The following is a 24,260-nucleotide window of genomic DNA, read 5'->3' as shown; positions in this document are numbered from 1 at the left end:
CCCCGCTTAATCCGCGTCTTCGCTGATGTCGCGGGCCAGGCGCACGCCGCGCGCATCCCGGATCAGGTTCTGGTCGCTTTCGAACATGTCCTCGAACGAGGTGTCGATGGGACTTGCCACCGGCGCAGCCTCTGTGACTGGCGCTTCGCTATCGGAGTTGAAATAGATGATCTGCTTCCAGCAGCGCGTTGTGTCATCACCGAAAATCACCAGCAGATCGCCCGGTGCGGCCTGTTCCAACGCTGCAGTCACCGCTTCGACCTCATCCGGGATGATCGTGATCGCGGCATCATCGACGCCGTTGTCGATCAGGGCCTGCCGCATCATTTGCGGTACTTCGTCGTGTCCACGGCCCCGGCGGCGGTCATCTGCCTTGCAGATGAAATGATCAAAATGCCCGGCCAATGCGGCGGCCCCGTCGATGATATCCTCATCGCGCCGGTCGCCGGGCATCGCAACAACGCACAGCCTTCGGCCCTTGACCTCCAACTGATCGGCCAGCGCCGCCATCGCCTTGAGCGCGGCAGGGTTGTGGCCATAGTCGAGGATCACCTTGAAGGGATGCTCGTCATAGACATTCATCCGCCCGGGTGCCTGGAAATAGCTGGTGTCGAAGGTGCGCAGCCCATGGCGGATATTGTCCAGGTCCACTCCGAAACTATAGGCCATCGCGGCGGCGAACATCGCGTTCTGGACGTTGAAAATGGCCTTACCTTCCAATGCCGCCGGGATCAGATGCGACCACAGCACCGGGATATGAAGACCGTTGTCATAAATGGTCAGCATGTCACCATTCATGCCCTTTTCAAGCACAATTGCCTTGCCGCCTGCCTTGATATGTTCCTTGACCAGGCTGTGCCCCGGATTGGTGGTGACATAAAAGATCTGATCCGCAGTGGCATAGTCGGCCATTTTCAAACAGTTGATGTCATCGGCATTCAGAACTGCCGTGTCGGTGGCGCTTTCCACCACCACGCGTTTGACAACGGCCAGTTCCTCAACCGTGTTGATGCCGCCAAGACCCAGATGATCTGCCGAGACGTTCAGGCAGGCCGCTACGTTCGAGCGCTGATAGCCCAGACCCGAGCGCACAAGTCCGCCGCGTGCGGTTTCCATCACCGCAAAATCGACAGCCGGGTCGCGCAGAACGATCTGTGCCGACTTAGGTCCCGTCATGTCGCCCTTGACGCTCAGCTTGCCGTCAACATAAACGCCATCGGTCGAGGTCATGCCAACGGTCTTGCCGCTGGTTTTCATGATGTGCCCCAGCATCCTTGAAGTGGTCGTCTTGCCGTTGGTTCCGGTGATTGCCGCGATGGGAATGCGGGTTTCCTCGGTGGCCGGAAACAGCATGTCGATCACTTTGCCCGCCACGTCGCGCGGCTGACCTTCGGACGGTGCCACGTGCATCCGGAAACCAGGGGCGGCGTTCACCTCGACAATCGCGCCGCCGATATCCTTGTAGGATTTGGTGATGTCGTCGATCAGGAAATCGACGCCGCCCACATCCAGCCCGACGGCCATGATGGCACGCTCGGCCATGTCACGGTTGTCAGGGTGCACCACATCCGTCAGATCAATGGCCGTGCCGCCAGTCGACAGGTTCGCGGTTGATCGCAGATAGAAGACCTCGCCGTCAGGCAGCACAGTTTCTTCCGTCACGCCCGCATTTTCCATCAGGCGGTTGGCCTGATTGTCGATCTCCAGCATGGTCAGCACTTTTTCATGCCCGATGCCACGGCGCGGATCCTCGTTCACGATATCGACCAGTTCGGCAATCGTGTGCGTGCCATCGCCTACCACATGGCCCGGCACGCGCTTGGCTACAGCGACCAGCTTGTTGTTCACCACCAGCATCCGGTGATCGAACCCGGTGATGAAGCTTTCCACCAGAATGGCGCGGCTGCGGGAATGTTCCTTGGCTTCGGCAAAGCCTGCCTCGACCTCTTCATCCGAGTTCAGGTTGATCGAAACACCACGCCCATGATTGGCATCGAGCGGTTTGACCACCACCGGGTGCCCGATCCGTGCGGCGGCGCGCACGGCTTCACGCGCGGAATAGACCATGCGTTGCTGCGGCACAGGCAGGCCCAGATCGTTCAGCAGATTGTGGGTGTCTTCCTTGTCGCAGGAAATCTCGACCGAGATATGCTTGGTCTCAGAGGTTATGGTTGCCTGAATGCGTTTCTGGTATTTGCCGTGCCCGAACTGAACCAGTGACCCAGAATTCAGCCTGATCCAAGGGATGTCACGCTCTTGCGCGGCCTTAACCAATGAGCCGGTTGAGGGACCAAACTCCTTGCGCTGCGCCCGCAGCACAAAGCTACGCAACTCGTCATCCCAGTTGAATTCCGGGTCGAAGTCGTAGTCCACCTGTTCCTTGAGGGATTGCGGCAATAGATGCATCAGCAGCCGCATTGCCAGCTTGCCTGCGTCCAGACCAACATCGCGCTGGCGGTATTCGTAAACCATGTTGTATTGGCCGGGTTTGCCTGTGCCGCGCGTGCGGCCAAAGGTTACATCCGAACCGGCCACGTTCTGCACTTCGATGGCACAATGTTCCAAAACATGACCAAGCCAAGTGCCTTCATCTTCGCGCAATCGGCGGATGAAACCACCGGGTTCGCGGTAGGAACAGCCATGTTCCGCCAGACCGGGAAGGGCCTGGGTCAATGCATCAATAAACTCGGAACCAATTTTGGCCGAAGGCCAATCTTCCAGAACGCCCAGATCAATGACGTGGCGAATGACCGGAAAACTTGCCCAGACATTCGGGCCGACAAAGACATTGGTCGAGATTATTTTCATGAGGCTCCCCGTTGGTTAGCTTATTGTTTCCCCCCGCTGGCGGCCTCATCCTCGGACAGATCCGGCAATGTGCAGAACGCCATATGCTCATCCGGCGGAAAAGCCTGGCGAGCCGTCAGATCATAACGGCACCCTTCACCCAGAACGTCAAGCCGAAGTCCAAGAAGGCTGAGTGCTTCGCCGCGACGGGCATCCCACATCGAAGAATGGGTCAAATGGCTGGCATCCACCACGGTAACCGTTCCGCTGCCGATTACTTCAAAGACGTTATCAGGCCCAATGAAGGCCGCCGTGTCTTCGTCAACGCCCAACCCGATTAGAAAAGGGTTAAAAGATGAAGCGGTTAGCAATCGACCCAGGCGGTTGCGTTGGGTGAAATGCTGATCAATGATGACGGCGTTGGTCAGACCCATACCGGGAGCCAGCGTTATGTTACCTTCGGCTGGACCAGAGTTACTGCTGCCGCCTGCTACCATATGCTCCGACATGATCGAAGCACCAGCCGAGGTTCCTGCAACCGGCACACCTGCCGCGTTTCGGCGCCGGATTTTCTGGGCGACCAGAGTGCCTCCAAGAATCGCTGACAGGCGCAACTGGTTCCCACCGGTCATAAAAATTCCGGTAGCACGATCCAGCATCCCCGCATAATCCGGGTTGTCGCAATCGGCGCGGCGCGAGATAGGCAGGAATTCAACCTTGCCCGCACCAAGCTCGGAAAAGATGCGGTTATAATCCGGCCCGGTCTCTTCCAGCATCGAGGCTGTTGGGATCACGACGATATCAGCGTCGGCACCGCCTGACAGTTCTACGAACTTTCGGTGAATCTGCATTTCCTTGACGCGGTCTTCACCGCCGCCGATCGGAATTATAAACCCGCGCGGGGTTTCTGCATCAACGGGTGCAGGGCACATAACTTAACTACCTTCCGGTGCTATAGCGGGCAGCCACCGGGGACCGCGCGGACGCTCAAACCTGTTCATACATGCCGCGTTGGGCTATCTGACCATCGCGGACATGCCATTCCCCCCGGGCCATCACATGCCGCACAGCAGTGTTTTCGTCAAGAACCACCAAATCCGCGTCCATACCCACGTTCAGACGACCTTTTCGGTGTAGCTTCAGCAAGTCGGCGACATTTGAGGTCAGCGGAGCCAGCGCTTCGGGCATCGGTACCCCTCTATTGGTTAGTTCGCGCAGCGTTTCCGGCAAAGTGTCCGACAAACCAACACCGAACCGTGTCAGATTACCTTCATGGTCAAAGGCGGGCAGGCAGCCACCACCGTCAGAGCTGATGGTGAACCGGTCCGCGTGACCGCCCAAGTCGCGGAATTGAATGTAGGCCTCAGCCGCAGAGATGCCAGGCTCGATATGCCCGCAGGGGAATGCGGTAGCGTCAATAAAACACCCGTGCCGGGCCAGTGCGATGGCCTGTTCAAAGAGTGGCTTGTTACGATTGACATGGGTTGGATTGAAGACACGCGCGGGGATTTCGCAGGTCGCGATAGCTTGTTCCAACATTGACAGCCCTCGCTCGCCATCTCCCATATGGCAATGCACAATCCCCGCCTTGCCAGTCATCAGGCCTGCGACATGCGCTTCGCTTGCGATCCGCAGAAACTCGTCCAATGTCGGTTGGCTCGACCGGTGATCACTGATCGCCAGTTCCCCAACCCCGATGACCGGATCAAGGAACACAATGTCTCCACGGGCTGAACCGGTGAGGGTGGTCAGTGGGACGTGATAGCCACCGGTGTGACACCAGGCTGAAAGTCCTTCTTCGCGCAACCCATAGGCCTGTTGCACCAGCGTCTGCGTGTTGCGGGTCAGATCGTCCGTCCCCAATACTCCAACGACTGAAGTGACACCGGCACGCGTGAAAGAGGACAGGACAAGCGGCGGCACCCGACTGGCTGGTCCGGTTTCACCGCCACCGCCAGTTATATGCGCATGCCCATCAATAAAACCCGGAACAACCGCTGCACCTTCGACGTCAATGATCTCTGCCTGAAGCTGGTCAGGCAATTCGGGTTTTTTGCTGCCGAGGTAAACGATGCGTTCACCCGCGGTGAGAATATGGCCCAAACCAACAGGTTCAGGTGAATAGAGGCGCGCATTCTTGATGAGCTTCAACACATTTCATTTCCGTCAGTAGGAGCGAAGACATTTTTTCTTGCACTAAAAACCAGCAGAAGAACCATCCCCTACAGCGGAAAAAGCACAGATGCCAGACTCAAGCACTAGCGGATGGTGAGAAAAGGAAGCGGATGGAAAATTTGTCCGCTTGGCTGACGTTACCGTACACCCTAGCGCATGTTCACCTTCTGCCGATCAAATTGGAACGCAGCAAAACCACAGCGATAGTTTAAGGGTGGGCTAAAAGGTGGATAGAATCGAAGCATTTTCGATTAAGAAACTGATATATTTTTATTTTTTAAAGATTTAGTGGTGCCCCCACACGGACTCGAACCGCGGACCTACTGATTACAAATCAGTTGCTCTACCAGCTGAGCTATAGGGGCGCTGGGTGTCGATTACTTTCTCTTTTGACGGACTGCAAGCCTCAATTTTCATCCAAACTTAGGGATTTTGAATTTTCCTTGTGACGTGACCGATCACCTTTAGGTGGGGGGCAATATTTGACTGTCCCCAGCACAGCCTGTAACTCGACAGGCAGGTTCAGGAATGCAAGGACAAGAACCAATCATGCAGGTTGCTATCCACGCAGGCGCAGCTTTTACCGATGAAGGGCGGCTGCTCAGATCGTTGCAAACCAATGGAGCCGCTCTGGCCCAAAATAGAGTTTCTTATTTTGGCCCTCGTCGTTACCGGCAAGTATTCAAACCGGCATTCCAAGCACTAAATACACGACCGCCGTTGCCAGATGAGATTGAACGCATCCGGAGCAATCTGCCGATCCAACCAGAGGTAGCGCGAGCCATTTTTTCCAGTGAGGGTTTCATTGGTGAGAAAGATTCGGTGCTCGCGGACGGGCAATTCTATCCCTTCGCGGGCAAACGAGTGTCTGTTCTGGAAGAGGCCTTTAGCGATTGTCAGTTAGAATTGTTTCTGGCGCTCAGGAACCCCGGCAGTTTTATCCCGAAATACCTGATGTCTTTACCGGAACAGGCGCGCGAGGACGTGATCCGCAACAATGATCTTAGTCACCTCAGCTGGGTTGAGATGATCGAAGATGTTCACGACTTTGCCCCCGGGGTGCAGATTACCCTGTGGTGCAATGAGGACATTCCGCTTCTGTGGGGGGACGTTGTGCGCAGCGTCGGCGGGCTTGCTGCGGACGTTGCGATCAAGGATGAATATGACCTGCTGATCTCTTTGCTGACCGAAGAAGGTCAATCACAAGCGCAGGCGATTCTGGACCAGGTTTCGACGCTTTCACAGGCTGAGACCCGTGACGTTCTTGCAGACATTCTGGCGAACCATGCTCAACCGGACAAAATGGAAGAAGAGCTGGACCTGCCCGGCTGGAGCGATGAGATCATCGACGCATTTTCCGAACTGTACGAGCAGGATCTGACCAGGTTGGAAACGATGGCCGGGGTGAAGGTTCTGAAACCCTGACCCCAGGCGCGGCTCACATGCCCAACGCTTCCTTATACATTTCGAGTACCGCCTCTTCTTCGGCGATATCGTCCTTGTCGCGTTTGCGCAGCGCGATGACCTTGCGCATCACTTTTGTGTCGTAACCGCGGGCTTTGGCTTCGGCCATGACCTCTTTCTGTTGTTCCGCCAGATCCTTTTTTTCGGCATCCAGGCGTTCAATCCGCTCCACGAACTGACGCAGCTCGCCCGCTGTCACACGGTAGTTGGCGGCGGCCTGATCTTCGGTCACGTCTTCCATATTTATCTCTCCAAAAGGCTGCGATCTGATGCATTAGCAACGGCAGTTAGCCGGATACATTGCCGCCGCGTGAGCTGCAAGCATCCAATCCTCGATGGGCTTGTGCGCGGTCGGTCGATCCGCTAAGCGCAACCAGGATTTGCGGAAAAATGTGGGGAACCATGTTCGAAATCATCACCTGGGGCGGTGCCGCCCTGTCACTTGCAGGCCTGCTGGGTCTGGTTTGGTGTATCCTGCGTGTGATGAAAGCGCGCAAATCCGGCCTGTCGGACGATGAATTGCGCGCCGCTGTTCAAGGCGTCCTGCCGTGGAATCTGGCGTCGCTTTTTCTTTCGGTGATTGGCCTGATGCTGGTGATCTTGGGAATCTCGTTCAGCTGACACTTCGCCTCAGACCGGCATATTGTCGAACTGCGCCTCGATGACATCTTCGCACAAAGCCGCATCCAGGTGTCGCAGGCGCGATGGCACGTGCATGCCTTCCTGACGCATCCGATCAATCACTTTGGTTACACTGGGCTGAAGCGCAAGCCGGGTCTCAAAACAGGCATTCTGCAGCTTTTGCTCCAGGTGTTCGGCTTCGGAATACAAACTTTTTGCAGACATTTTATTCCTCCCAATTTCTATCACTGTCGCCGATATAGGTAACGGTTTTAAGACCTGGTTATCCTGGCGAACAAACGCGCGGAAAACTGCCTGTCGCCCACCCGGTATCGGCAACCTAAGGCAGAATGATTAAATTCTAATCGGAATTGGATTAACTTGCCTTGACACGCATCAAATCAAAGATTGCCGGTTGCATCATATTCTGAAAAACATATATGATGAGTTGCGCGCTGACGGAGAGCCAAATGACACCAATTGTGAAAGCGTTTTTCGACCCTGACACCAATACGGTCTCGTACCTCGTACAAGAACCCGAGGGGACGGCCTGCGCAATCGTCGACAGCGTTCTGGACTTCGATCACGCCTCGGGCCGAACGAAGACCGACTCGGCGGATCAGATCGTCGCTTATGTTCGCGACAATGAGCTAAGGGTCGAGTGGATTCTGGAAAGCCATGTGCATGCCGACCACCTTTCGGCGGCACCCTATCTGCAACAGGAACTGGGCGGAAAGATCGGTATCGGTGAACAGATCGTGACGATCCAGGAAACTTTCGGGAAAATCTTCAACGAAGGGACCGAGTTTCAGCGCGACGGCAGTCAGTTTGATGCTTTGTTCCGCGATGGCGACAGCTTCCATGTTGGGCAGATGCGTGGCGATGTTTTCCACACGCCCGGCCATACGCCCGCCTGCATGACATATGTGATCGGAGACGCGGCTTTTGTCGGTGACACGCTGTTCATGCCGGATTTCGGCACCGCGCGGTGCGATTTTCCCGGCGGGTCTTCGGAAATGCTGTTCGAGTCGATCCAGAAGATCCTGGCACTACCGGATGAGACACGAATCTTTGTCGGCCATGACTACAAAGCTCCGGGGCGTGATGAATTTGCCTGGGAGACAACAGTCGGAGAGCAAAAAGCCCTGAACGTCCATATCGGCCAAGGCAAATCAATCGAGGAATTTGTCGAGATGCGCGATGCCCGCGACGCAACCCTGCCCATGCCTCGCCTGATCCTGCCGTCTTTGCAGGTTAACATGCGGGCCGGGCAGATGCCGCCTGCGGATGAACAGGGCGACGTGTTCCTGAAGGTGCCGATCAACAAGTTGTGACGCGGACCCATCGGGCGAACTGAGGATAGCGAATGTACATTGAATGGATTTGGGGGCTTGCCGGTGGCTTGCTGATCGGGCTGGGCGCTGCAGTCTACCTTCTGGGCAATGGGCGCATCATGGGCGCCAGTGGGATTCTTGGCGGGCTGGTTGATGGCAGTGACCGCACGTTAGAACGCCTAAGCTTCATCGCAGGCGTCATCGCGACGCCGCTTATTTTGAGCCCCCTGCTCTCTTCTACGCCCATGACCCATCTGACCGACAATTTCACAGTGATCGTCATCGCCGGCCTTTTGGTTGGCGCAGGAACGCGCATTGCCAATGGATGCACCTCGGGGCACGGGGTATGCGGTATCTCTCGATTCTCTGTCAGGGGCATCATCGCGACGTTGATCTATATCGGCGCAGGTGGGGCAACAATTGCCCTGATGCGCCATGTATGGGGACTGATTTGATGCGGGTTCTCATATCGATGCTGGCCGGATCTCTGTTTGGTGCCGGCCTTTTGATTTCGGGCATGACCGATACCACCAAGGTTCAGGGGTGGCTGGATGTGTTTGGAAACTGGGATCCCACTCTGGCATTTGTGATGGGCGGCGCGATCCTGCCGATGCTCATCGCCTGGAGAATGACTGCCCACCGCAGACCGCTGACCGGTGGTCAGTTTCCTAAGATGAGCCCGCCCGAGCTGGACCGCCGCCTGATTATCGGTTCCGTGATGTTTGGTATGGGCTGGGGCTTGTCCGGGCTGTGTCCCGGACCCGCTATCGCGTCCATCACCTATGGCGGCCTTGGCGGCGCTGTGTTTCTGGCTGCGATGATCACGGGAATGTTTGCGGCGCCCGGACTTGGTGCGCAACTGGACAGATCCGCAAACGCGGCCTAAGCAATTGCCATGGAGATTCGACCAATAACCCCCCGCTATGCCGTCTCGCCCCAAATCACGGTCGAGGACGTCCCAGCCATCGCCGCAGCAGGTTTCGTTAAGGTCATCTGCAACCGTCCGAATACGGAAGTTCCACCAACCATGCAGTCGGATGCAATCGGACAGGCTGTCCGGGCGGCCGGGATGGAATATGAGGTTCTGGAACTGACCCACCAAACCATGACGCCTGGCAATGTCGCCCTGCAACGAGAATTGGCTGAAAGCTGCTCTGGCCCCGTCTTAGCCTATTGCGCGTCGGGCACGCGCTGCTCAGTGGTTTGGGCTTTAGGTCAGTGCGACCACATGAGCGCGGACGAGATCCTCGAGGCCACAACCAAAGCCGGATATATGCTGGACAACCTGCGCCCCGCGCTGGAGCATATGCGCGGTTCTGACGGCTAAGGACGTTTGTCACTCAGGTTAGGTTGGGTCGGGAATGTCGTCCAATCCCGTCAGACCTGCCAGTTGCGAAATCTCGGCCGCCATCTGATCCGGGCTGCCTAAGCCCAGATCGCTATCCAATTCGTTTAATGCCACTTCATCTATCGGCACGACCTCATGTGCGGGATCGATTGGCATCGGATCTTTCAGAGTGTCCGGCACTGGCGCGCTGCTTCGTGCCTCCAGAAACTCGGGCATTTCAGCTTGCTCCAGCGCCGCAGCCGAAGCACATTCGTTCAACCGTACTGCGCGCATCCCACCGCATTGCCCCAAACGTCCAATTGCAGCCCGCGTTCGACCAATTGTCAGGATTTCCGCGCGGTCCAGCCGTGATCCGGTCAACGGTAGAACGTCCCCAACTGACAGCCCGGACAGGGTTGCCAATGGCACTGACATCCTGCCGATCACCGTATTCAATTCGGCCCGGACAACCCCCGACGCTTGCTCAAGCTTCGGGCCGGCAGCAACTTGAATTTCATCATCGGCCCCCTGCTCTGTCGGTGTATCGGGCAACAGAACTGTGATCTGCCCCTGTCGCAACCCACCGCCAAGTTCTACCGTCAAGTCAAACACGCGATATGCGTCTTCGACCATGGCCAGCGACAAAGAGCGCAGATCTGCCAACCGCGCCCGGAATTCATAACCGGCAAGACTGGATTGATCGGCGGCTGTATCGACCAGCGCGACAGCCCTGGCCAAAGCGTCTTCGACCAGCGGCGCCACCAATGCGGCATCCGTATCTGTGTACTCCCGTGCCGTTGGCGGGTTCGGCATAACTTCACCAATTGTCTGCACTTGCACGATCGCTGACACGACCCCCATATCCACGCAAATCGCCGCGGACATCCCGTCCGCGTTGCCAAGGCGCAGCAGCATCCAGTTCGCATCAACCTCCTCAGCCAGCGTGTCCTGAGCTTTGAGAGACTGCTTTGCCCCGATCACGGATAACGGCAGCTGGAACCGATCCCCTGCCGTTCGCGCAAAGGCCAGTCGCAGGGCACGAAGAACGGAACGCGGCTTTTCGCCTTGTTCCTCTTGTCCTGCGGAAAGTTTGCGCGCCAAAGCTGTGCTGACAGACTGCGTCATGCCCGATACCGATTTGAGTTTCTGAACCTGGTATCCGGTCTAACCCGAGGCGGGTTACCAATGTCTTTATGCTCGTATCATTGCGCAGCTTGCCGGTGCGCCAGCGGAAGGCGGACGCGAAAGGCCGCACCGCCCTGCCCAGGAAGATAACTGATCTCGCCGCCCAGACGCTGCATGATCTCGCGACAGATCGCCAGCCCCAAACCAGCGCCACCCGCCTTGTCCCCACCGACACGGGCAAACTTTTCGAACACCATCGATTGCGCTTCGGGTGGGATGCCACTGCCGTTATCGGTGAAATCAATGACGAGCTGCCCCCCGACATCATGGGCCGAAATGGTCAGAAGGGGTTCATCCGCGTCGCAATATTTCTGCGCGTTCGAAATCAGATTGATAAAGACCTGCCCCAACCGATCAAGATCAGTGTTCAACGGAATACGCTCGGACGGTCGCGAGCGGCGAATCCTGAGTTTTGGATGTGACCCCGCCAATGCGCTTGAGACCGCCCGATCCAGGATCGAACCAAGGGTATCCCCACCCATATTCAGGCTCACACGACCACTTTCCAGAACGCTCAGGTCCAGCAAATCGTCCAGCAGGCGAGTCAGTCGTAGCGCCTCATCGTGGATAATCGCGGCATAGCGCGTTTGCTCTTCGGCACTCAGACCGTCCGTATCGCGCATGATCTCGGAAAAGGCTCGGATTGAGGTCATCGGCGTCCGAAGTTCATGGCTGACCTGACTAAGGAACCCGTCTTTTTGTTCCGAGATCTGTGTCAGCTTGGTATTCGCCTCCCGCAATTGGCGCGCGGTACGGCTGAGCTCGGCGGATTTGGCCTCAAGCTGGCTGGAATACTCCAACAGTTCCGCCGACTCGTCAGCCACCGCAAGCAAGTCCTCAACCGAAACGGACGATCCACCGACAATCTGCCCGATCATCGCATGGGCCGTGGCCGCGCCGACCGAGCCGCTGAGTTCACGTTCCAGTCTTTCCAAAAAACCCGGCGTGGGTTCCGGCAAGCTTGTCCGTCCACCCTGTGCTTCGGCCTCGTGCTGAAAGAACTCCTGCGCCGGGCCAGAGCCCAGAATGCGCTGTGTCATGATCATCAGGTCTTCGCTTTGCGCAACCGACCCGGTCCAACCAGCAGGTGAGACCGAGTGGTCAAAAACATTGACGAACTGCGCGCCCTGAAGACGCTCCAACGGGCTGGGAAAGCTCAACAATGACGCGGCGCAGAACGCAGCCGTATTCAATGCCAACGACCACATGACCGAGTGGACCATGGGGTCCATTCCTTCGATCCCGAAAAGGGCCCTTGGGCGCAGCCAGCCCCACCCGAAGGGACCGTTCTGCAACACCGAGTCGGGCATTATTGCCCCGCCCATCCCCGGTAGTAACAAGGTGTAAATCCACAGCACAAAACCAACCGTCAGCCCCACCAACGCCCCGGTTCGCGTGGCCCCGCGCCAGAACAACCCTCCTACCAGCGCTGGCAGGATCTGGGAAATGCCCGCGAAGGCCACCAGCCCGATCGACGCCAGTGCAGCCCCACCGCCCGACAAGCGGTAGTAATAGTAACCCAGCGCCATGATGACCGCGATGGACACGCGCCGCGCCATCAGCACCACGTTGCGCACATCACCCGAGACCGAACCCGCCCCCCCTTGCGTGCTTAGCCAGATCGGCATGACCAGATGGTTCGACACCATGGTCGACAACGCCATTGCCGTCACGATGACCATAGACGTGGCCGAGGAAAACCCGCCGATAAACGACAGCATCGCCAGCCAGTCGTTCCCCTGCGACAAGGGCACCGTCAGCACGAACAGGTCAGGGTTCGAGCCTTCGGGCATCAAATCCAGCCCCACGACGGCGATGGGCACGACAAACAGGCTCATCAACAGCAGATATAACGGGAAAGCCCAAGCAGCGGTTCTCAGATGCCCCTCATCCGCATTTTCAACGACCATCACCTGAAACATCCGCGGTAAACAGATGAAAGCGGCAGCCGAGAGGAAGATGAAGGTCGTCCAACGTCCGGCATCCACATTCCATTGCCCGATTTCCGAGGCATCGATGCGATCCATCATCGGGCCGATCCCACCCGCAACCCCCCAAACCACGAAGACACCAACCGCAAGCAAGGCGAACAGTTTGACGACCGATTCCAACGCAATGGCGGTGACCACGCCGTGGTGACGCTCATTCGCGTCCAGATTTCGAGTGCCAAATAGGATAGCAAATACCGCCAGGCCCGCAGCTACCCAAAACACACTGGAACCTTCTCGGTAGAGGCCCGAGGGATCAGCCTCTGCAAAGATGGAAAAAGACAGTGTAATGGATTGCAGCTGCAACGCGATGTACGGCGTTCCACCCAAAACGGCCAGAATGGTCACGCAAATGGCCAGCGTGTTGGATTTTCCGTATCGCGAGGAAATCAAGTCTGCGATGGATGTTACCCGCTGGGTGCGTCCGACCCGAACGAGCTTGCGCAGACCCCACCACCAGCTGAGCATCACCAGCGTTGGCCCAAGGTAGATCGTAACAAATTCCAACCCGGACCGCGCAGCATTTCCGACCGCGCCGTAAAAGGTCCAAGCCGTGCAATAAATCGACAGCGACAAGGTATAAATCAGCGGAGACCGCAACCACGCCCCTCGGCCAGCGGCCGCCATCCGGTCAGCGGCAAAAGCCACCCCGAACAACAGAACGACATAGCCGAGGCAAACCAGGATCAGAACGTTTAGTGTGGCCATCAATCCGACTCTGCCTCGGCATCGTCACTTACAACCATTCGTCTGGCTGCAAATCCAAAGATCAGACTGATTATGATCAGCAAAGCCCAGCACGTGAAGATATACAGAACTGCTGAAGACAGCGGCACACCATCATCAGATGAGCCTTGGCTTGGCCAGAGCAGCGGAATGGCAACAAGAGCCGCCCCCAGAATGGGCAAAAGACGCGCGGCATCCATCAACCTGCGGCGGCGATAACTTTGACGCTCGAGAAATAGCGAAGGCCGGACCCCTTGGGGTTTGCGATCTTCGCCCGAGTTCATGACCGCGTTGCCTGCGCGTGCAGGTCTCGCACCGCTGTCAGCACTTCGGCGTTGGAAAACGGTTTGGTCATAAAGCGGCTGACCCCGGCATTTTCAGCCATTTCCCGGTCGCGCGATTGCCCGCGCGCTGTCAGCATCAAAACGGGCAAATGCTGCATGCCCTCAAGCTCGCGCAGGTTGCGCAAAATCTCCATCCCGCTTTTGCCGGGCAGCATAACGTCCAGAATGACCAGATCAGGGTTTGCGCCCTGAATGACTTCTATCGCATCCGACCCTTCTGCGTGCGTTTCAACGTGCCATCCCTCGCGGGTCAGCAAAAATCGAATGGCCTCAGCGATGTTGGGCTCATCCTCAATTAACAGAACCTTACGGCTCATATGTTCCATTCCTCCCCATGACAGGTTCTGTCCGTGAACCTGTCGGCGTCAGCTTAAGCCTTCTGTCAGGAAACTGTCAAAAACCTTCGCTCAAAATCGACGGCTCTCGGCGCGATGCACAGGCGTCATTCGGGCAAACCCGGCAGCTTGGGCCGACCCGGGTCACGGATTGCGCGCTCGGAGCCCCCTCTTCCACCGCTCGGACAAGCATGACTGAATGATAGGCGGGCGCATCGTCATATTCTGAAACCGCCTGCGGCCACGCGTAGGCATAGCAGTCGAACTCGGCCGCCGTTCGCCCCAATTGCACAACGCGTTTGCGGATCGGAACCAATGGTCTGTTCAGAGCCTGAAAGATGGGCCAGAACGGGCAGGCTTCGCCAAAGCGGGGCATGGCGAAGCCAGGCACGGATTTGCTGAACAGGATACTGCCCGACGCGTCACAGACCACCAACCCGGTCGGCCGCCCTAGATATCCTTCGGGCAATGTCGCCAGCCGCCGCAGGACTGTCGGGATATCTACTGAAAACCGTGCCGCCAGAGCCAGCGGATCAGGCTCGGCCTCGGTCAGAGCCTTCTGCACGTCGTCCAGAGGCATGGCTCTGACATCTGCGGCGTAGGTATCCAGATATCCCTTGGTCACAGTCCGCGCTGCTGCCGATTCAATCGCGCTCAGGTCAATGTCCGCACCGCTTCCGCCGGCTTCGATCTGCGGGAAATGGTGGCTGTTGGCCTGAAAAAAAGCCTCAGCATCCTCCGAGGGTACACCGCGACGGTCATCGGCCGCCTCAGAATCATCCAAATATGCCACCAGAGACTTGGAACTGTCAGCTAGCCTTTCAGCATCCTGGTGCAGGTTGCGGTGAAACCGATCGCGCCACTCGGGCTCGATTTCCTGCGTGTCGGCCAGAATCCCTGCCGTTGAACGAATGGCAGCGGCCGTTGACAGCACCTCGTGCATCGACGCGGCAAGATGTGGATCATGCGTCAGTCGGTCGGACAGGGTTTCAACCGTGCGCTCAAGCGAGACGACCCGGCGATGCATCTGCGCCAGAACTCCGGCCCACCCGGGAAACCGACCTGCGAACTCTTCCAGCGCGTCCACTTCGGCCTGTTGTCCAACCGCATCTGCAGCAGCCTCGCGCAGCGCCGAAATCAGCGTCGCCTCAATCCCTTGGGTCAGCAGCGAAGGCTCAACAGACAGCGCATTGGCGATATCCACCAGCAGCTTGCCCCCGATCCGACGGCGATTGTGTTCGATTAGATTCAAATAGGACGCCGAGATCCCAACCTGCCGCGCAAGCTCGGCCTGCCGCAGACCTGAGATTTGGCGTCGCTCGCGAATGCGGCTACCCGTCAGCGTGTCGCGCATGTTACATCACCCAATTCGACCCATTCTTTTCAAAACTCCCATTAAATTTCTAAAGCTTAAAGGCCGATTTTCATAGCCCATTTACAGCATTCACAACTGCGATTGCGGATGGCCCTTACCTTCCACCCCAGCTTTCGGTGCCCAATCTGCCAAATCTGCATCCACCCTCTTCTAATTTTCCCGAATTCCTTGCACGATAGCCAGATGAGCGACCCAGCCTTCGAATATGCCCCCATCGGATTGGTCGAGTTGGAAAACCGCATCATCCGACGCTGCAATCTGCAATTCGCCCGCACCTTTGGCGGCGAGGAGGCAGAGTATCGCAATATGCCCCTGCTGCACCTCTACCCCTCGGTCGCGGACTGGGAGAGGATCGGACAGCGCGGCCTGAAAGCGATGCAGGACACAGGATATTATACCGACGAACGAGTAATGCGCCGTCGCGACGGTGACCTGTTTTGGTGCCGTGCACGCGGACGATCCCTGACACCGGACGACCCGTTTCGCCATGGCATCTGGAGCTTTTCTGATATCTCCGAAGACCGCCCGCTGGTCGAACTGACAACCCGCGAACGCGAAGTTGCCATCATGTCCTGCCGTGGTCTGTCCGCCAAGGAAATCGGCGTCGAGTTGGGGCTGAGCTATCGCACAATCGAGGCTTACCGCGCCCGTCTGCTAGAGAAGTTCGGCGCGCGCAAACTACCTGAACTTGTGGCAAAACTCTCAGGCATGCCCCTTTAATCCGTTTCCCCCCGAAATATTGGGCAAAACCCCCATCTGACATGCCGAGACTGCGCTTTTCATGACCGTCCGCATAGCTTATAACGCTGCGTAATCAGACCAAAGCCCGCGAGAACAGACGGGCCAAAGGGGAACCGTCGAGGACACTCATGACAGATACCAAACACGAAGCGGACGTGGCATTCATCAAGGCACTGGCCGAACTGCTACGCGAAAATGACCTGACCGAACTGGAAGTCATGCGCGAATATGGTGATGACGACAGTTTGAATGTCCGCGTCAGCCGTATGTCGCCGGTCGCGCCCGCCCCTGTTCAGATGGCCGTACCGGCAGCGGCACCAGCACCCGTAGCAGCAGCCGCTGCACCTGTCGAAGCTCCGGCGGCACAGGAAGATCCGGCCAGCCACCCGGGCGCTGTCACCTCGCCCATGGTAGGAACCGTTTATATGCAGCCCGAACCGGGCGCACCTTCCTTCATCAGCGTCGGCGCATCGGTGTCCGAAGGCGACACACTGCTGATTGTCGAAGCGATGAAAACCATGAACCACATTCACGCGCCCAAATCCGGAACCATCAAACGCATTCTGGTCGGTGACGGTGATGCGGTGGAATTCGGCACCCCTCTGGTCATCGTTGAGTAAGGCGGTCCCATGTTCGACAAGATCCTGATTGCCAACCGAGGCGAGATCGCCCTGCGGGTCATCCGCGCTGCCCGCGAGATGGGGATTAAGACGGTCGCCGTCCATTCCACCGCCGATAGCGACGCGATGCATGTGCGCATGGCGGACGAATCGGTCTGCATCGGCCCTCCGCCCAGCCCGCAAAGCTACTTGTCGGTGCCCGCGATCATCTCGGCTTGTGAAATCACTGGGGCACAAGCGATCCACCCCGGCTATGGCTTCCTGTCCGAGAATGCCGAATTCGTGCAGATCGTCGAAGATCACGGCATCACCTTTATCGGCCCCACCGCCGAGCACATCCGTGTCATGGGCGACAAGATCACCGCCAAGGACACGATGAAAGCACTGGGTGTGCCTTGCGTTCCAGGTTCCGACGGCGGCGTGCCCGATCTGGAGGCGGCCAAGAAAATCGGCGAGGAATTTGGTTATCCCGTCATCATCAAAGCCACCGCTGGCGGCGGCGGTCGCGGCATGAAAGTTGCGATGAGCGCGGATGAGATGGAAAGCGCATTTATGACCGCGCGCGCCGAGGGCAAAGCCGCCTTTGGCAATGACGAGGTCTATATCGAGAAATACCTGACCACTCCCCGCCATATTGAGATTCAGGTCTTTGGCGACGGCAAGGGCAAGGCTGTACATCTGGGCGAACGCGACTGCTCACTACAGCGCCGCCACCAGAAGGTGTTTGAAGAGGCACCCGGCCCCAGCATCACCCCGGAAGAGCGCGCCAAGATCGGTAAAATCTGCGCGGACGCCGTGGCCAAGATCAACTATATCGGCGCCGGAACCATCGAGTTCTTGTATGAGAACGGCGAGTTCTACTTCATCGAGATGAACACCCGCCTGCAGGTGGAACACCCGGTGACCGAAGGCATCTTTGGCGTCGATCTGGTGCGCGAACAAATTCTCGTCGCAGCTGGAGAAGCGATGTCGTTTGGTCAGGATGATCTTGTGATCAACGGCCACGCCATCGAGGTCCGGATCAATGCAGAAAAGCTGCCGAACTTCTCACCCTGCCCGGGCAGAATCTCGGCCTTTCATGCCCCCGGCGGTCTGGGTGTGCGGATGGATTCGGCGCTGTATGATGGGTATTCGATTCCACCCTATTACGACTCGCTGATTGCCAAGCTGATCGTACATGGCCGCGACCGGGCCGAGGCGCTGGCACGACTAGATCGCGCATTGGGCGAACTGATCGTGGACGGTATCGATACAACCGTGCCGCTGTTCCATGCATTGCTGCAAGAGCCGGAAATCCACAACGGTGATTACAACATTCATTGGCTGGAACACTGGCTTGCGGCGAATATGGCCCAATAATGTCACGGGACCAGAGGGCGCTTGCGCTCTGGTCCCCAAGTATCGCGCATGAGCCTGACCCCGGAACTATTGCTACACGGCTATTCCATCGGAATTTTCCCGATGGCCGAGCACCGCGATGACCCGGAACTGTTTTGGGTCGATCCCAAGTTTCGTGGCGTTTTTCCGCTAGATGGCTTTCATATCTCGCGCAGCCTTGCACGCCGCATTCGAAAGTCCGGTTATGCTATCAGCATCAACCGAGATTTTGCCGGAGTGGTCGACGGCTGCGCCGATCGGGCAGACACCTGGATCAATGCCGAGTTGCGCCGCCTTTATCAACAACTCCACCTCTCGGGTCGGGCCCATTCACTAGAGGTTTGGGAAGAAGATGTACTGGTCGGCGGCGTCTACGGCGTTTCGCTAGGTGCGGCGTTTTTCGGCGAAAGCATGTTTTCCCGCCGAAAGGATGCCTCGAAAATCGCGCTGGCCTATCTTGTGGACCGCCTGCGCCAAACCGGATTTCGGCTGTTTGATACGCAATTTCTGACCGCTCATCTGGCGTCTCTGGGGGCGATCGAAATTCCGCGCACGCAATATCGGAATACGCTTGAAGAGGCGATCAATGCCAGTGCGGATTTCGAGGCAGCAGTGCCTCAGTCACCGGACGCAGTGATACAGCGCATCACCCAGACGTCATAACGCGCATGGTCCAGCGCGTTCAGCGCGGGCGACGTGGCAATCATCCAGCCGTCAAACAGTTGATCTGTCCCGCCTTTTTCCCAGATCGTCAGGTAGGCAAACGCATCACCGGTCGGGTTGTCCGCTGGATAGCGGCAATCGCCCAAGGCCACATCCAACCCAAAAACCGGCAGTGTCTGACCATTCCGCATTTCAACATCGACGGTCTGACCGCTGACCTTGTCCAGACCACGCAGCATTGCGCCAGGACCGGATTGGGCTTTTTGCTGGGCCGTGGCCCCCGTCGCGACCAGCAACGCTACAATCAGGGCAAATCGCTTCATTCGCTTCCGTCCCCGGCCACAAACTTGACCAGCAGGGAAATCAGACTGACGGCACCTTGCGTATCTTCGACTTGATCGCCCGCTTCAAAGTAGAAAGGCGAACCACCCGGCATAACCTCGACAAAGTTGCCGCCCAACAGCCCTTCGGATGAGATGACAATCGCGCTGTCGTCCGGCACCAGAATTCCGTCAGAGATCGAGAAGGTGGTATCGGCGCGATAGGTTTCGGGATTCAGGTCTACACCGGTTACAGTGCCGATCTTGACACCAGCAAGGCGTACGTCAGTGCCGACGCCTACCCCTTCTAAGGAACGGAAAGAGGCGCCCAGTTCATAGCCGCCACTGCTTTGCGACAGGCCGGTGGATTGGCTGGCGTAAACGCCAAATGCGACGGCACAGGCTAAGACGACCCCACCGACCAGAACTTCGGTTGCATTATAACTCGACATTGCTCGCCTCGTGTTATTCCGGGCTCCAGGCCTCGTAGTCCTTACGCTCGACCGGGTCCGGGCGGCGCAAAGAACCTGCTGGTGCATAAGCCAAAGCAGAGCCTGTCAGATTTTCCTGATGCGGTTTTTCCCAGGATTTGTGTTTCAGCGGTTTGTCCGTCGGCGGCTCATCCCAGGTGCGGTGCAGCCAGCCATGCCAATCGGGGTCAACTCGGCTTGCCTCGGCCTCACCATTGAAAATAACCCAGCGTCTGCTGTCGTCGGCATTGTGATAGAACACGTTGCCTTCGTCGTCTTCACCGACCTTGATACCCTTACGCGATGTGTAAATCTGCGTGTTCAATGTGGATCCGTTCCACCAGGTCACGGCCCGCAAAAGACTGTTTAGGATTCCCATCAGCTGCCTCCGGCATTTCTGTACCCGCAGATATGGACCAAAGGCGGGCTAAGGTCCAGTGTCACAAAAACCGCACCCTCTATTGCGGCAGAGCCGCGGTCACTTCGATTTCGATGCGGTCCTCGGGTGTTATGAGATTGCATTCGATCACCGTCGCTGCCGGTGGGTTGTCACCAAAAGCTTCTACCAACAACGGCCAGCAAAGTTCGAACTCATTCATGTCCGGCAAATAGTAATTGACCCGAACTACGTCCGCAAAACCGACTCCAGCCTCGGCCAGCGCTTTTCCAATCGCCTCCAAGGACGACTTGCACTGCCCTACAATGTCCTCCGGCACGTTGTCACCTTGGGCGCAAGTCCCGGCGACAAAGACGAAACCATTTGCAACCACAGCACGACAATAGCCGATTTTGGCCTCGAATTCTCCGCCAGATGAAATGCGCCTGATTTTCATGCTTCCCTCCAAAAGAAAACGGCGCGGTCAATCCCGCGCCGTCTTGGTAATTCTTGTTGTGCCTTACCCTGCCGAAGCTGATTCCGCGGCATCCGCATAGATGATCAGTGGTTGCTTGTCAGACGACACCGCTTCTTCGTTCACCACCACTTCGGTTACGTTCTTCATGCCCGGAAGTTCGAACATGGTGTCCAGAAGGATATCCTCGAGGATCGAGCGCAGCCCGCGCGCGCCGGTTTTGCGTTCGATGGCCTTCTTGGCGATCGACTTCAGCGCATCATCAGTAAAGGCCAGCTCGGCGTCTTCTAATTCGAACAGGCGCTGGTACTGCTTGACCAGAGCGTTCTTGGGTTTGGTCAGGATTGTGACCAGTGCATCTTCGTCCAGATCCTCCAGCGTTGCCAGAACCGGCAGACGACCAACGAATTCCGGAATCAGGCCGAACCGCAGCAAATCCTCGGGCTCGAGATCCTTGAAAATCTCACCCACGCCACGTTCATCATTGTCCCGCACGTCGGCACCAAAGCCCATGGCCGAGCCTTTGCCGCGTTGCGCGATGATCTTATCCAGACCTGCAAAAGCACCACCGCAGATGAAAAGGATGTTCGTGGTATCCACTTGCAGGAATTCCTGCTGCGGATGTTTGCGCCCGCCCTGCGGCGGTACACTGGCCACGGTGCCTTCCATCAGCTTCAGCAGCGCCTGCTGTACACCCTCGCCCGACACGTCACGCGTGATGGACGGGTTTTCGGATTTGCGGGTGATCTTGTCGACCTCGTCGATATAGACGATGCCGCGCTGCGCGCGTTCGACATTGTATTCGCTGGACTGCAGCAGCTTGAGGATGATGTTTTCAACATCCTCACCCACATACCCGGCTTCGGTCAGTGTGGTTGCGTCTGCCATGGTGAACGGCACATCCAGAATGCGCGCCAGCGTCTGCGCCAGCAGCGTCTTACCGCAGCCGGTCGGACCGATCAGCAGAATGTTGGACTTGGCCAGCTCAATATCGCTGCCTGCCTTTTGCGCGTGGTTCAGACGCTTGTAGTGGTTGTGCACCGCCACCGACAGAACCCGTTTAGCGGTGGCCTGACCGATTACGTAATCGTCCAGCACCTCACAAATGTCTTTGGGTGTTGGAACGCCATCGCTGGATTTCAGGCCGCTGGCCTTCGTCTCTTCGCGGATGATGTCCATACACAGCTCGACGCATTCATCACAGATGAAGACGGTGGGGCCGGCAATCAGCTTGCGCACCTCATGCTGGCTCTTGCCGCAGAAGCTGCAGTAGAGCGTGTTTTTGCCGTCACCGCCTGAATTCGTCGCCATGTTCTACCTTTCGGGCTTCGTCCCTGCGGTCTGTGTGGAACCGCGCATGCCACATGTTGGTGCAGCTTAGGCCACCACCGGGGCGGCTACAATCTCAAAAATGGTCCCCACGCCCAAGACGTGGGGAGATATTCTTAGGCCTCGTCACCATCCATTTTGGCGCGATTTTCGACGATTTCGTCGATGTGACCCCAGTCTTTCGCCTCTTCCGGGCTCATGAAGTTGTCACGATCCAGCGCTTTTTCAACCGCCTTTTTGGTCTGGCCGGTATGACGCACGTATATGTCATAAAGGCGATCCTTCAGTTTTTGCGTCTCGGCCGCGTGAATCATGATGTCGCTGGCCTGGCCCTGATAGCCGCCACTGGGCTGGTGCACCATGATCCGGCTGTTGGGCAGCGAGAAACGCATTCCCTTCTCGCCCCCGGCCAGCAAAACCGACCCCATCGAGGCCGCCTGACCGATCACCAATGTGGAACATTTCGGCTTGATATACTGCATTGTATCGTAAATCGACAAACCGCTGGTGACGACGCCACCGGGAGAGTTGATGTAGATCGAGATTTCTTTGTTCGGATTTTCCGCCTCAAGATGCAGCAATTGCGCGACGATCAGGTGGCTCATCCCGTCGTGGATCGGGCCGTTGATGAAAATGATCCGCTCTTTCAGAAGGCGCGAGAAAATATCATACGCGCGTTCACCCCGGCTGGTCTGCTCGACGACCATGGGAACGAGCGTATTCATATAGGTGTCAACGGGATCGAACATGAGAACCTGCCTGTTTTGCTATGGATCGGGACATTACCCGAAGAAACGTTACCCGAGTCTTAGTGTCGCCACGGGGGGGCTGCAAGGGGGGCACAACAGATCGCGCTCCAACCGCCCACAATAGGGGGATAGTCTGATGTCGAACGCACAGAAACAGCAGCGGTCAAGGCCTGGTTTGACGCGCTTGTTTGTAAGTTCCCCTTTTCGCATCACGTCATTTTGATCCATGCATATGGAAATTCATGCGCAGAACGTGTAGCAATGCGAACCGCTTTAGCGAAACACTCACAAAAGTTCCCCGACACCAGGGCTCAAAAGGAAAACACCAATGGCATTGCCTCAGATTTCACAGAATATGACGTCTGACGATTTCGATCGGATGGCGGGAAATGCGACCCGCGCATCGAATTTCCTCAAGGCGATCAGTCACGAAGGCCGATTGATGATCTTGTGCCATCTGGTCTCTGGCGAAAAATCCGTGACCGAGCTTGAGGATCTTCTTTCCGCGCGGCAGGCGGCTGTCTCGCAGCAGCTGTCCCGCCTTCGTCTGGAAGGCCTTGTGATTCCGCGACGCGAAGGCAAGGCTATTTACTACCGACTTGCTGACGACAGACCGCGCCGTATGCTTGAAGTGGTGTACGAGCTGTTCTGCGGCGACCAAAAGGACTGATTTCGTTTATCTTTCCACCGCACCAGACGCGTTGTTCCAGTCTTTCCGACCCGAACATTCTAACGTTGGTGCGGCCACACCCTGCCTTCGCAATCCATGCGGTCAATTTGGTCTGCAGCTTCGTGTTTCTATGCCCCGTGTCAGCGCGGTAAAATACTGGTTCCAGCAAATAAAAACTGCTAGGCCATGCTTAGAACATCAAATGGAGGTACTGATGATCCGAGCAATTCTGGTAGGGTTGGCACTGTTTTCTCTCGCCGCGTGCGAGACTGCCAAAGGTGCTGGCAAAGATATCGAAAAAGCAGGTGATGCCATTCAAGGCGCGGCAACTGACGTTCAGCAAAATATCTGACGCGGTTCAGGATATTGTGAAAGCACAACTTCTACATACAAGATATGGTTGAAGATTACAGCCAACCAAGTTACACTCCTTGGCACAGGTGCATAGACGCGGCATTGCATATCTGACACTTCGGGGTTCTTGTGCATCCACAAGAACCCCGTTCCCGTTTTGCAGGGGCAGAGTGGCAGCCTGGAAAAACCAGAGAAAAAGAAAAGGCGTCAGGTGCGCAGACGCGGTCCATGCATGTACCCTTGCGGATACTCCTGACGCCTTGCCGGGTCGATGCATCCGAGGGACGCCACGATCCAGTTGCCCAGACCCTGTTACAGGCCACGGCCGCTGCTCGGCATCCTAAGATGCTTTGCAGCACGCATCGACCTTCTGAGAGTCTGATCATCTGACCCGGGTCTGACACCCAATTCAACTGACCATCCACCGGTAAGCCTCTGCATATAAAAGCTAATCC

Annotated in this window: 28 protein-coding genes and 1 tRNA gene; 12 read left to right on the top strand and 17 right to left on the bottom strand. The window is 57.1% G+C overall.

Annotated features, from left to right (window positions below):
* Positions 1-6: 6 nt before the first annotated feature.
* From cphA to AC2FFP_RS16675, 4 genes are all read right to left on the bottom strand, one after another.
* Positions 7-2,808, bottom strand: a complete 2,802-nt coding sequence (gene cphA / locus AC2FFP_RS16690) for a cyanophycin synthetase (RefSeq protein ID WP_496842060.1) — start codon at positions 2,806-2,808, stop codon at positions 7-9.
* A 20-nt stretch (positions 2,809-2,828) separates the two neighbouring features.
* On the bottom strand, positions 2,829-3,719 hold the full coding sequence (locus AC2FFP_RS16685) for a cyanophycinase (protein WP_170353282.1): 891 nt from the start codon (positions 3,717-3,719) through the stop codon (positions 2,829-2,831).
* A 55-nt stretch (positions 3,720-3,774) separates the two neighbouring features.
* Complete coding sequence (gene iadA / locus AC2FFP_RS16680; RefSeq protein WP_496842061.1) at positions 3,775-4,941, bottom strand: beta-aspartyl-peptidase; 1,167 nt, start codon at positions 4,939-4,941, stop codon at positions 3,775-3,777.
* A 310-nt stretch (positions 4,942-5,251) separates the two neighbouring features.
* Positions 5,252-5,327: transfer RNA gene (locus AC2FFP_RS16675), tRNA-Thr, on the bottom strand.
* 457 nt (positions 5,328-5,784) lie between these two features.
* Between AC2FFP_RS16675 and AC2FFP_RS16670 the strand changes: the two genes are divergently transcribed.
* Positions 5,785-6,387 carry a hypothetical protein gene (locus tag AC2FFP_RS16670; RefSeq protein WP_496844764.1) on the top strand — a complete coding sequence of 201 codons (603 nt, stop codon included), beginning with the start codon at positions 5,785-5,787 and terminating at the stop codon, positions 6,385-6,387.
* A gap of 13 nt (positions 6,388-6,400) precedes the next feature.
* Here the strand turns inward: AC2FFP_RS16670 and AC2FFP_RS16665 are convergent, their stop codons facing one another.
* Entirely contained in the window at positions 6,401-6,667 is a 267-nt protein-coding gene (locus AC2FFP_RS16665; RefSeq protein ID WP_058272185.1) for a DUF2312 domain-containing protein, read from the bottom strand.
* Positions 6,668-6,828: 161 nt separating this feature from the next.
* Here AC2FFP_RS16665 and AC2FFP_RS16660 point away from each other — a divergent pair, with 161 nt between their 5' ends.
* On the top strand, positions 6,829-7,047 hold the full coding sequence (locus tag AC2FFP_RS16660; RefSeq protein WP_170565420.1) for a hypothetical protein: 219 nt from the start codon (positions 6,829-6,831) through the stop codon (positions 7,045-7,047).
* 9 nt (positions 7,048-7,056) lie between these two features.
* On the opposite strand, the gene AC2FFP_RS16655 is transcribed toward AC2FFP_RS16660, so the two are convergent.
* Positions 7,057-7,272 carry a hypothetical protein gene (locus AC2FFP_RS16655; protein ID WP_496726068.1) on the bottom strand — a complete coding sequence of 72 codons (216 nt, stop codon included), beginning with the start codon at positions 7,270-7,272 and terminating at the stop codon, positions 7,057-7,059.
* A gap of 245 nt (positions 7,273-7,517) precedes the next feature.
* Between AC2FFP_RS16655 and AC2FFP_RS16650 the strand changes: the two genes are divergently transcribed.
* Genes AC2FFP_RS16650 through AC2FFP_RS16635 form a run of 4 tightly spaced genes read left to right on the top strand, consistent with a single transcriptional unit; the run spans position 7,518 to position 9,708 of the window.
* The gene (locus tag AC2FFP_RS16650) at positions 7,518-8,381 is read left to right on the top strand and encodes an MBL fold metallo-hydrolase (RefSeq protein WP_496768242.1); all 864 of its coding nucleotides are present in this window, start codon (positions 7,518-7,520) and stop codon (positions 8,379-8,381) included.
* Between the two features lie 32 nt (positions 8,382-8,413).
* A complete protein-coding gene (locus tag AC2FFP_RS16645) occupies positions 8,414-8,836 on the top strand; it encodes a YeeE/YedE family protein (protein WP_496768240.1) in 423 nt (140 codons plus the stop codon).
* Positions 8,836-9,267: a DUF6691 family protein gene (locus AC2FFP_RS16640; RefSeq protein WP_496768238.1), complete on the top strand. Its 432-nt coding sequence runs from the start codon at positions 8,836-8,838 to the stop codon at positions 9,265-9,267. The genes AC2FFP_RS16645 and AC2FFP_RS16640 overlap by 1 nt, the downstream gene beginning before the upstream one ends.
* Before the next feature lie 9 nt (positions 9,268-9,276).
* Positions 9,277-9,708, top strand: coding sequence for a protein tyrosine phosphatase family protein (locus AC2FFP_RS16635; protein WP_108861797.1), 432 nt, complete (start codon positions 9,277-9,279; stop codon positions 9,706-9,708).
* 18 nt (positions 9,709-9,726) lie between these two features.
* Here AC2FFP_RS16635 and AC2FFP_RS16630 read toward each other — a convergent pair whose 3' ends face one another.
* The 5 genes from AC2FFP_RS16630 to AC2FFP_RS16610 all read right to left on the bottom strand — a co-directional run bounded on the left by AC2FFP_RS16630 (position 9,727) and on the right by AC2FFP_RS16610 (position 15,640).
* Positions 9,727-10,833, bottom strand: a complete 1,107-nt coding sequence (locus AC2FFP_RS16630; protein ID WP_496768235.1) for a FliM/FliN family flagellar motor C-terminal domain-containing protein — start codon at positions 10,831-10,833, stop codon at positions 9,727-9,729.
* 77 nt (positions 10,834-10,910) lie between these two features.
* Complete coding sequence (locus AC2FFP_RS16625; RefSeq protein WP_496881252.1) at positions 10,911-13,589, bottom strand: ATP-binding protein; 2,679 nt, start codon at positions 13,587-13,589, stop codon at positions 10,911-10,913.
* The gene (locus AC2FFP_RS16620) at positions 13,589-13,891 is read right to left on the bottom strand and encodes a hypothetical protein (protein ID WP_282169166.1); all 303 of its coding nucleotides are present in this window, start codon (positions 13,889-13,891) and stop codon (positions 13,589-13,591) included. The genes AC2FFP_RS16625 and AC2FFP_RS16620 overlap by 1 nt, the downstream gene beginning before the upstream one ends.
* A complete protein-coding gene (locus tag AC2FFP_RS16615; protein WP_113788253.1) occupies positions 13,888-14,268 on the bottom strand; it encodes a response regulator transcription factor in 381 nt (126 codons plus the stop codon). The genes AC2FFP_RS16620 and AC2FFP_RS16615 overlap by 4 nt, the downstream gene beginning before the upstream one ends.
* 76 nt (positions 14,269-14,344) lie before the next feature.
* Positions 14,345-15,640, bottom strand: a complete 1,296-nt coding sequence (locus AC2FFP_RS16610) for a helix-turn-helix domain-containing protein (protein ID WP_496881251.1) — start codon at positions 15,638-15,640, stop codon at positions 14,345-14,347.
* Positions 15,641-15,844: 204 nt separating this feature from the next.
* Between AC2FFP_RS16610 and AC2FFP_RS16605 the strand changes: the two genes are divergently transcribed.
* The 4 genes from AC2FFP_RS16605 (at position 15,845) to aat (ending at position 19,062) form a co-directional block, all read left to right on the top strand.
* Positions 15,845-16,381, top strand: coding sequence for a LuxR C-terminal-related transcriptional regulator (locus tag AC2FFP_RS16605; protein ID WP_058272193.1), 537 nt, complete (start codon positions 15,845-15,847; stop codon positions 16,379-16,381).
* 149 nt (positions 16,382-16,530) lie between these two features.
* Positions 16,531-17,022: an acetyl-CoA carboxylase biotin carboxyl carrier protein gene (gene accB / locus AC2FFP_RS16600; RefSeq protein WP_496881250.1), complete on the top strand. Its 492-nt coding sequence runs from the start codon at positions 16,531-16,533 to the stop codon at positions 17,020-17,022.
* A gap of 9 nt (positions 17,023-17,031) precedes the next feature.
* The gene (gene accC / locus AC2FFP_RS16595; protein WP_496780235.1) at positions 17,032-18,381 is read left to right on the top strand and encodes an acetyl-CoA carboxylase biotin carboxylase subunit; all 1,350 of its coding nucleotides are present in this window, start codon (positions 17,032-17,034) and stop codon (positions 18,379-18,381) included.
* A gap of 48 nt (positions 18,382-18,429) precedes the next feature.
* Complete coding sequence (gene aat / locus AC2FFP_RS16590; protein WP_496736835.1) at positions 18,430-19,062, top strand: leucyl/phenylalanyl-tRNA--protein transferase; 633 nt, start codon at positions 18,430-18,432, stop codon at positions 19,060-19,062.
* On the opposite strand, the gene AC2FFP_RS16585 is transcribed toward aat, so the two are convergent.
* The 6 genes from AC2FFP_RS16585 to AC2FFP_RS16560 form a co-directional block, all read right to left on the bottom strand.
* On the bottom strand, positions 19,017-19,385 hold the full coding sequence (locus AC2FFP_RS16585) for a DUF2155 domain-containing protein (protein WP_496736833.1): 369 nt from the start codon (positions 19,383-19,385) through the stop codon (positions 19,017-19,019). The two genes, aat and AC2FFP_RS16585, sit on opposite strands and share 46 nt — an antisense overlap.
* Positions 19,382-19,834 (bottom strand): outer membrane lipid asymmetry maintenance protein MlaD, encoded by a 453-nt coding sequence (gene mlaD, locus AC2FFP_RS16580; RefSeq protein WP_058272198.1) that lies wholly within the window; start codon positions 19,832-19,834, stop codon positions 19,382-19,384. The genes AC2FFP_RS16585 and mlaD overlap by 4 nt, the downstream gene beginning before the upstream one ends.
* Before the next feature lie 13 nt (positions 19,835-19,847).
* On the bottom strand, positions 19,848-20,231 hold the full coding sequence (locus tag AC2FFP_RS16575) for an NADH:ubiquinone oxidoreductase subunit NDUFA12 (protein ID WP_058272199.1): 384 nt from the start codon (positions 20,229-20,231) through the stop codon (positions 19,848-19,850).
* 79 nt (positions 20,232-20,310) lie between these two features.
* A complete protein-coding gene (locus AC2FFP_RS16570; RefSeq protein WP_496736832.1) occupies positions 20,311-20,685 on the bottom strand; it encodes a RidA family protein in 375 nt (124 codons plus the stop codon).
* Positions 20,686-20,748: 63 nt separating this feature from the next.
* Complete coding sequence (gene clpX, locus AC2FFP_RS16565; protein WP_058272201.1) at positions 20,749-22,014, bottom strand: ATP-dependent Clp protease ATP-binding subunit ClpX; 1,266 nt, start codon at positions 22,012-22,014, stop codon at positions 20,749-20,751.
* Positions 22,015-22,148: 134 nt separating this feature from the next.
* Complete coding sequence (locus AC2FFP_RS16560; RefSeq protein WP_108861785.1) at positions 22,149-22,781, bottom strand: ATP-dependent Clp protease proteolytic subunit; 633 nt, start codon at positions 22,779-22,781, stop codon at positions 22,149-22,151.
* A 328-nt stretch (positions 22,782-23,109) separates the two neighbouring features.
* Between AC2FFP_RS16560 and AC2FFP_RS16555 the strand changes: the two genes are divergently transcribed.
* The gene (locus AC2FFP_RS16555; protein ID WP_108861784.1) at positions 23,110-23,451 is read left to right on the top strand and encodes an ArsR/SmtB family transcription factor; all 342 of its coding nucleotides are present in this window, start codon (positions 23,110-23,112) and stop codon (positions 23,449-23,451) included.
* A gap of 214 nt (positions 23,452-23,665) precedes the next feature.
* On the top strand, positions 23,666-23,803 hold the full coding sequence (locus AC2FFP_RS16550) for an entericidin A/B family lipoprotein (protein WP_199913560.1): 138 nt from the start codon (positions 23,666-23,668) through the stop codon (positions 23,801-23,803).
* Positions 23,804-24,260 lie beyond the last annotated feature (457 nt).

This window comes from Ruegeria sp. YTSC004 (assembly GCF_059609805.1).
Note: the sequence above shows the minus strand (reverse complement) of the source record. Positions and strands in the feature narration are given on the sequence as shown.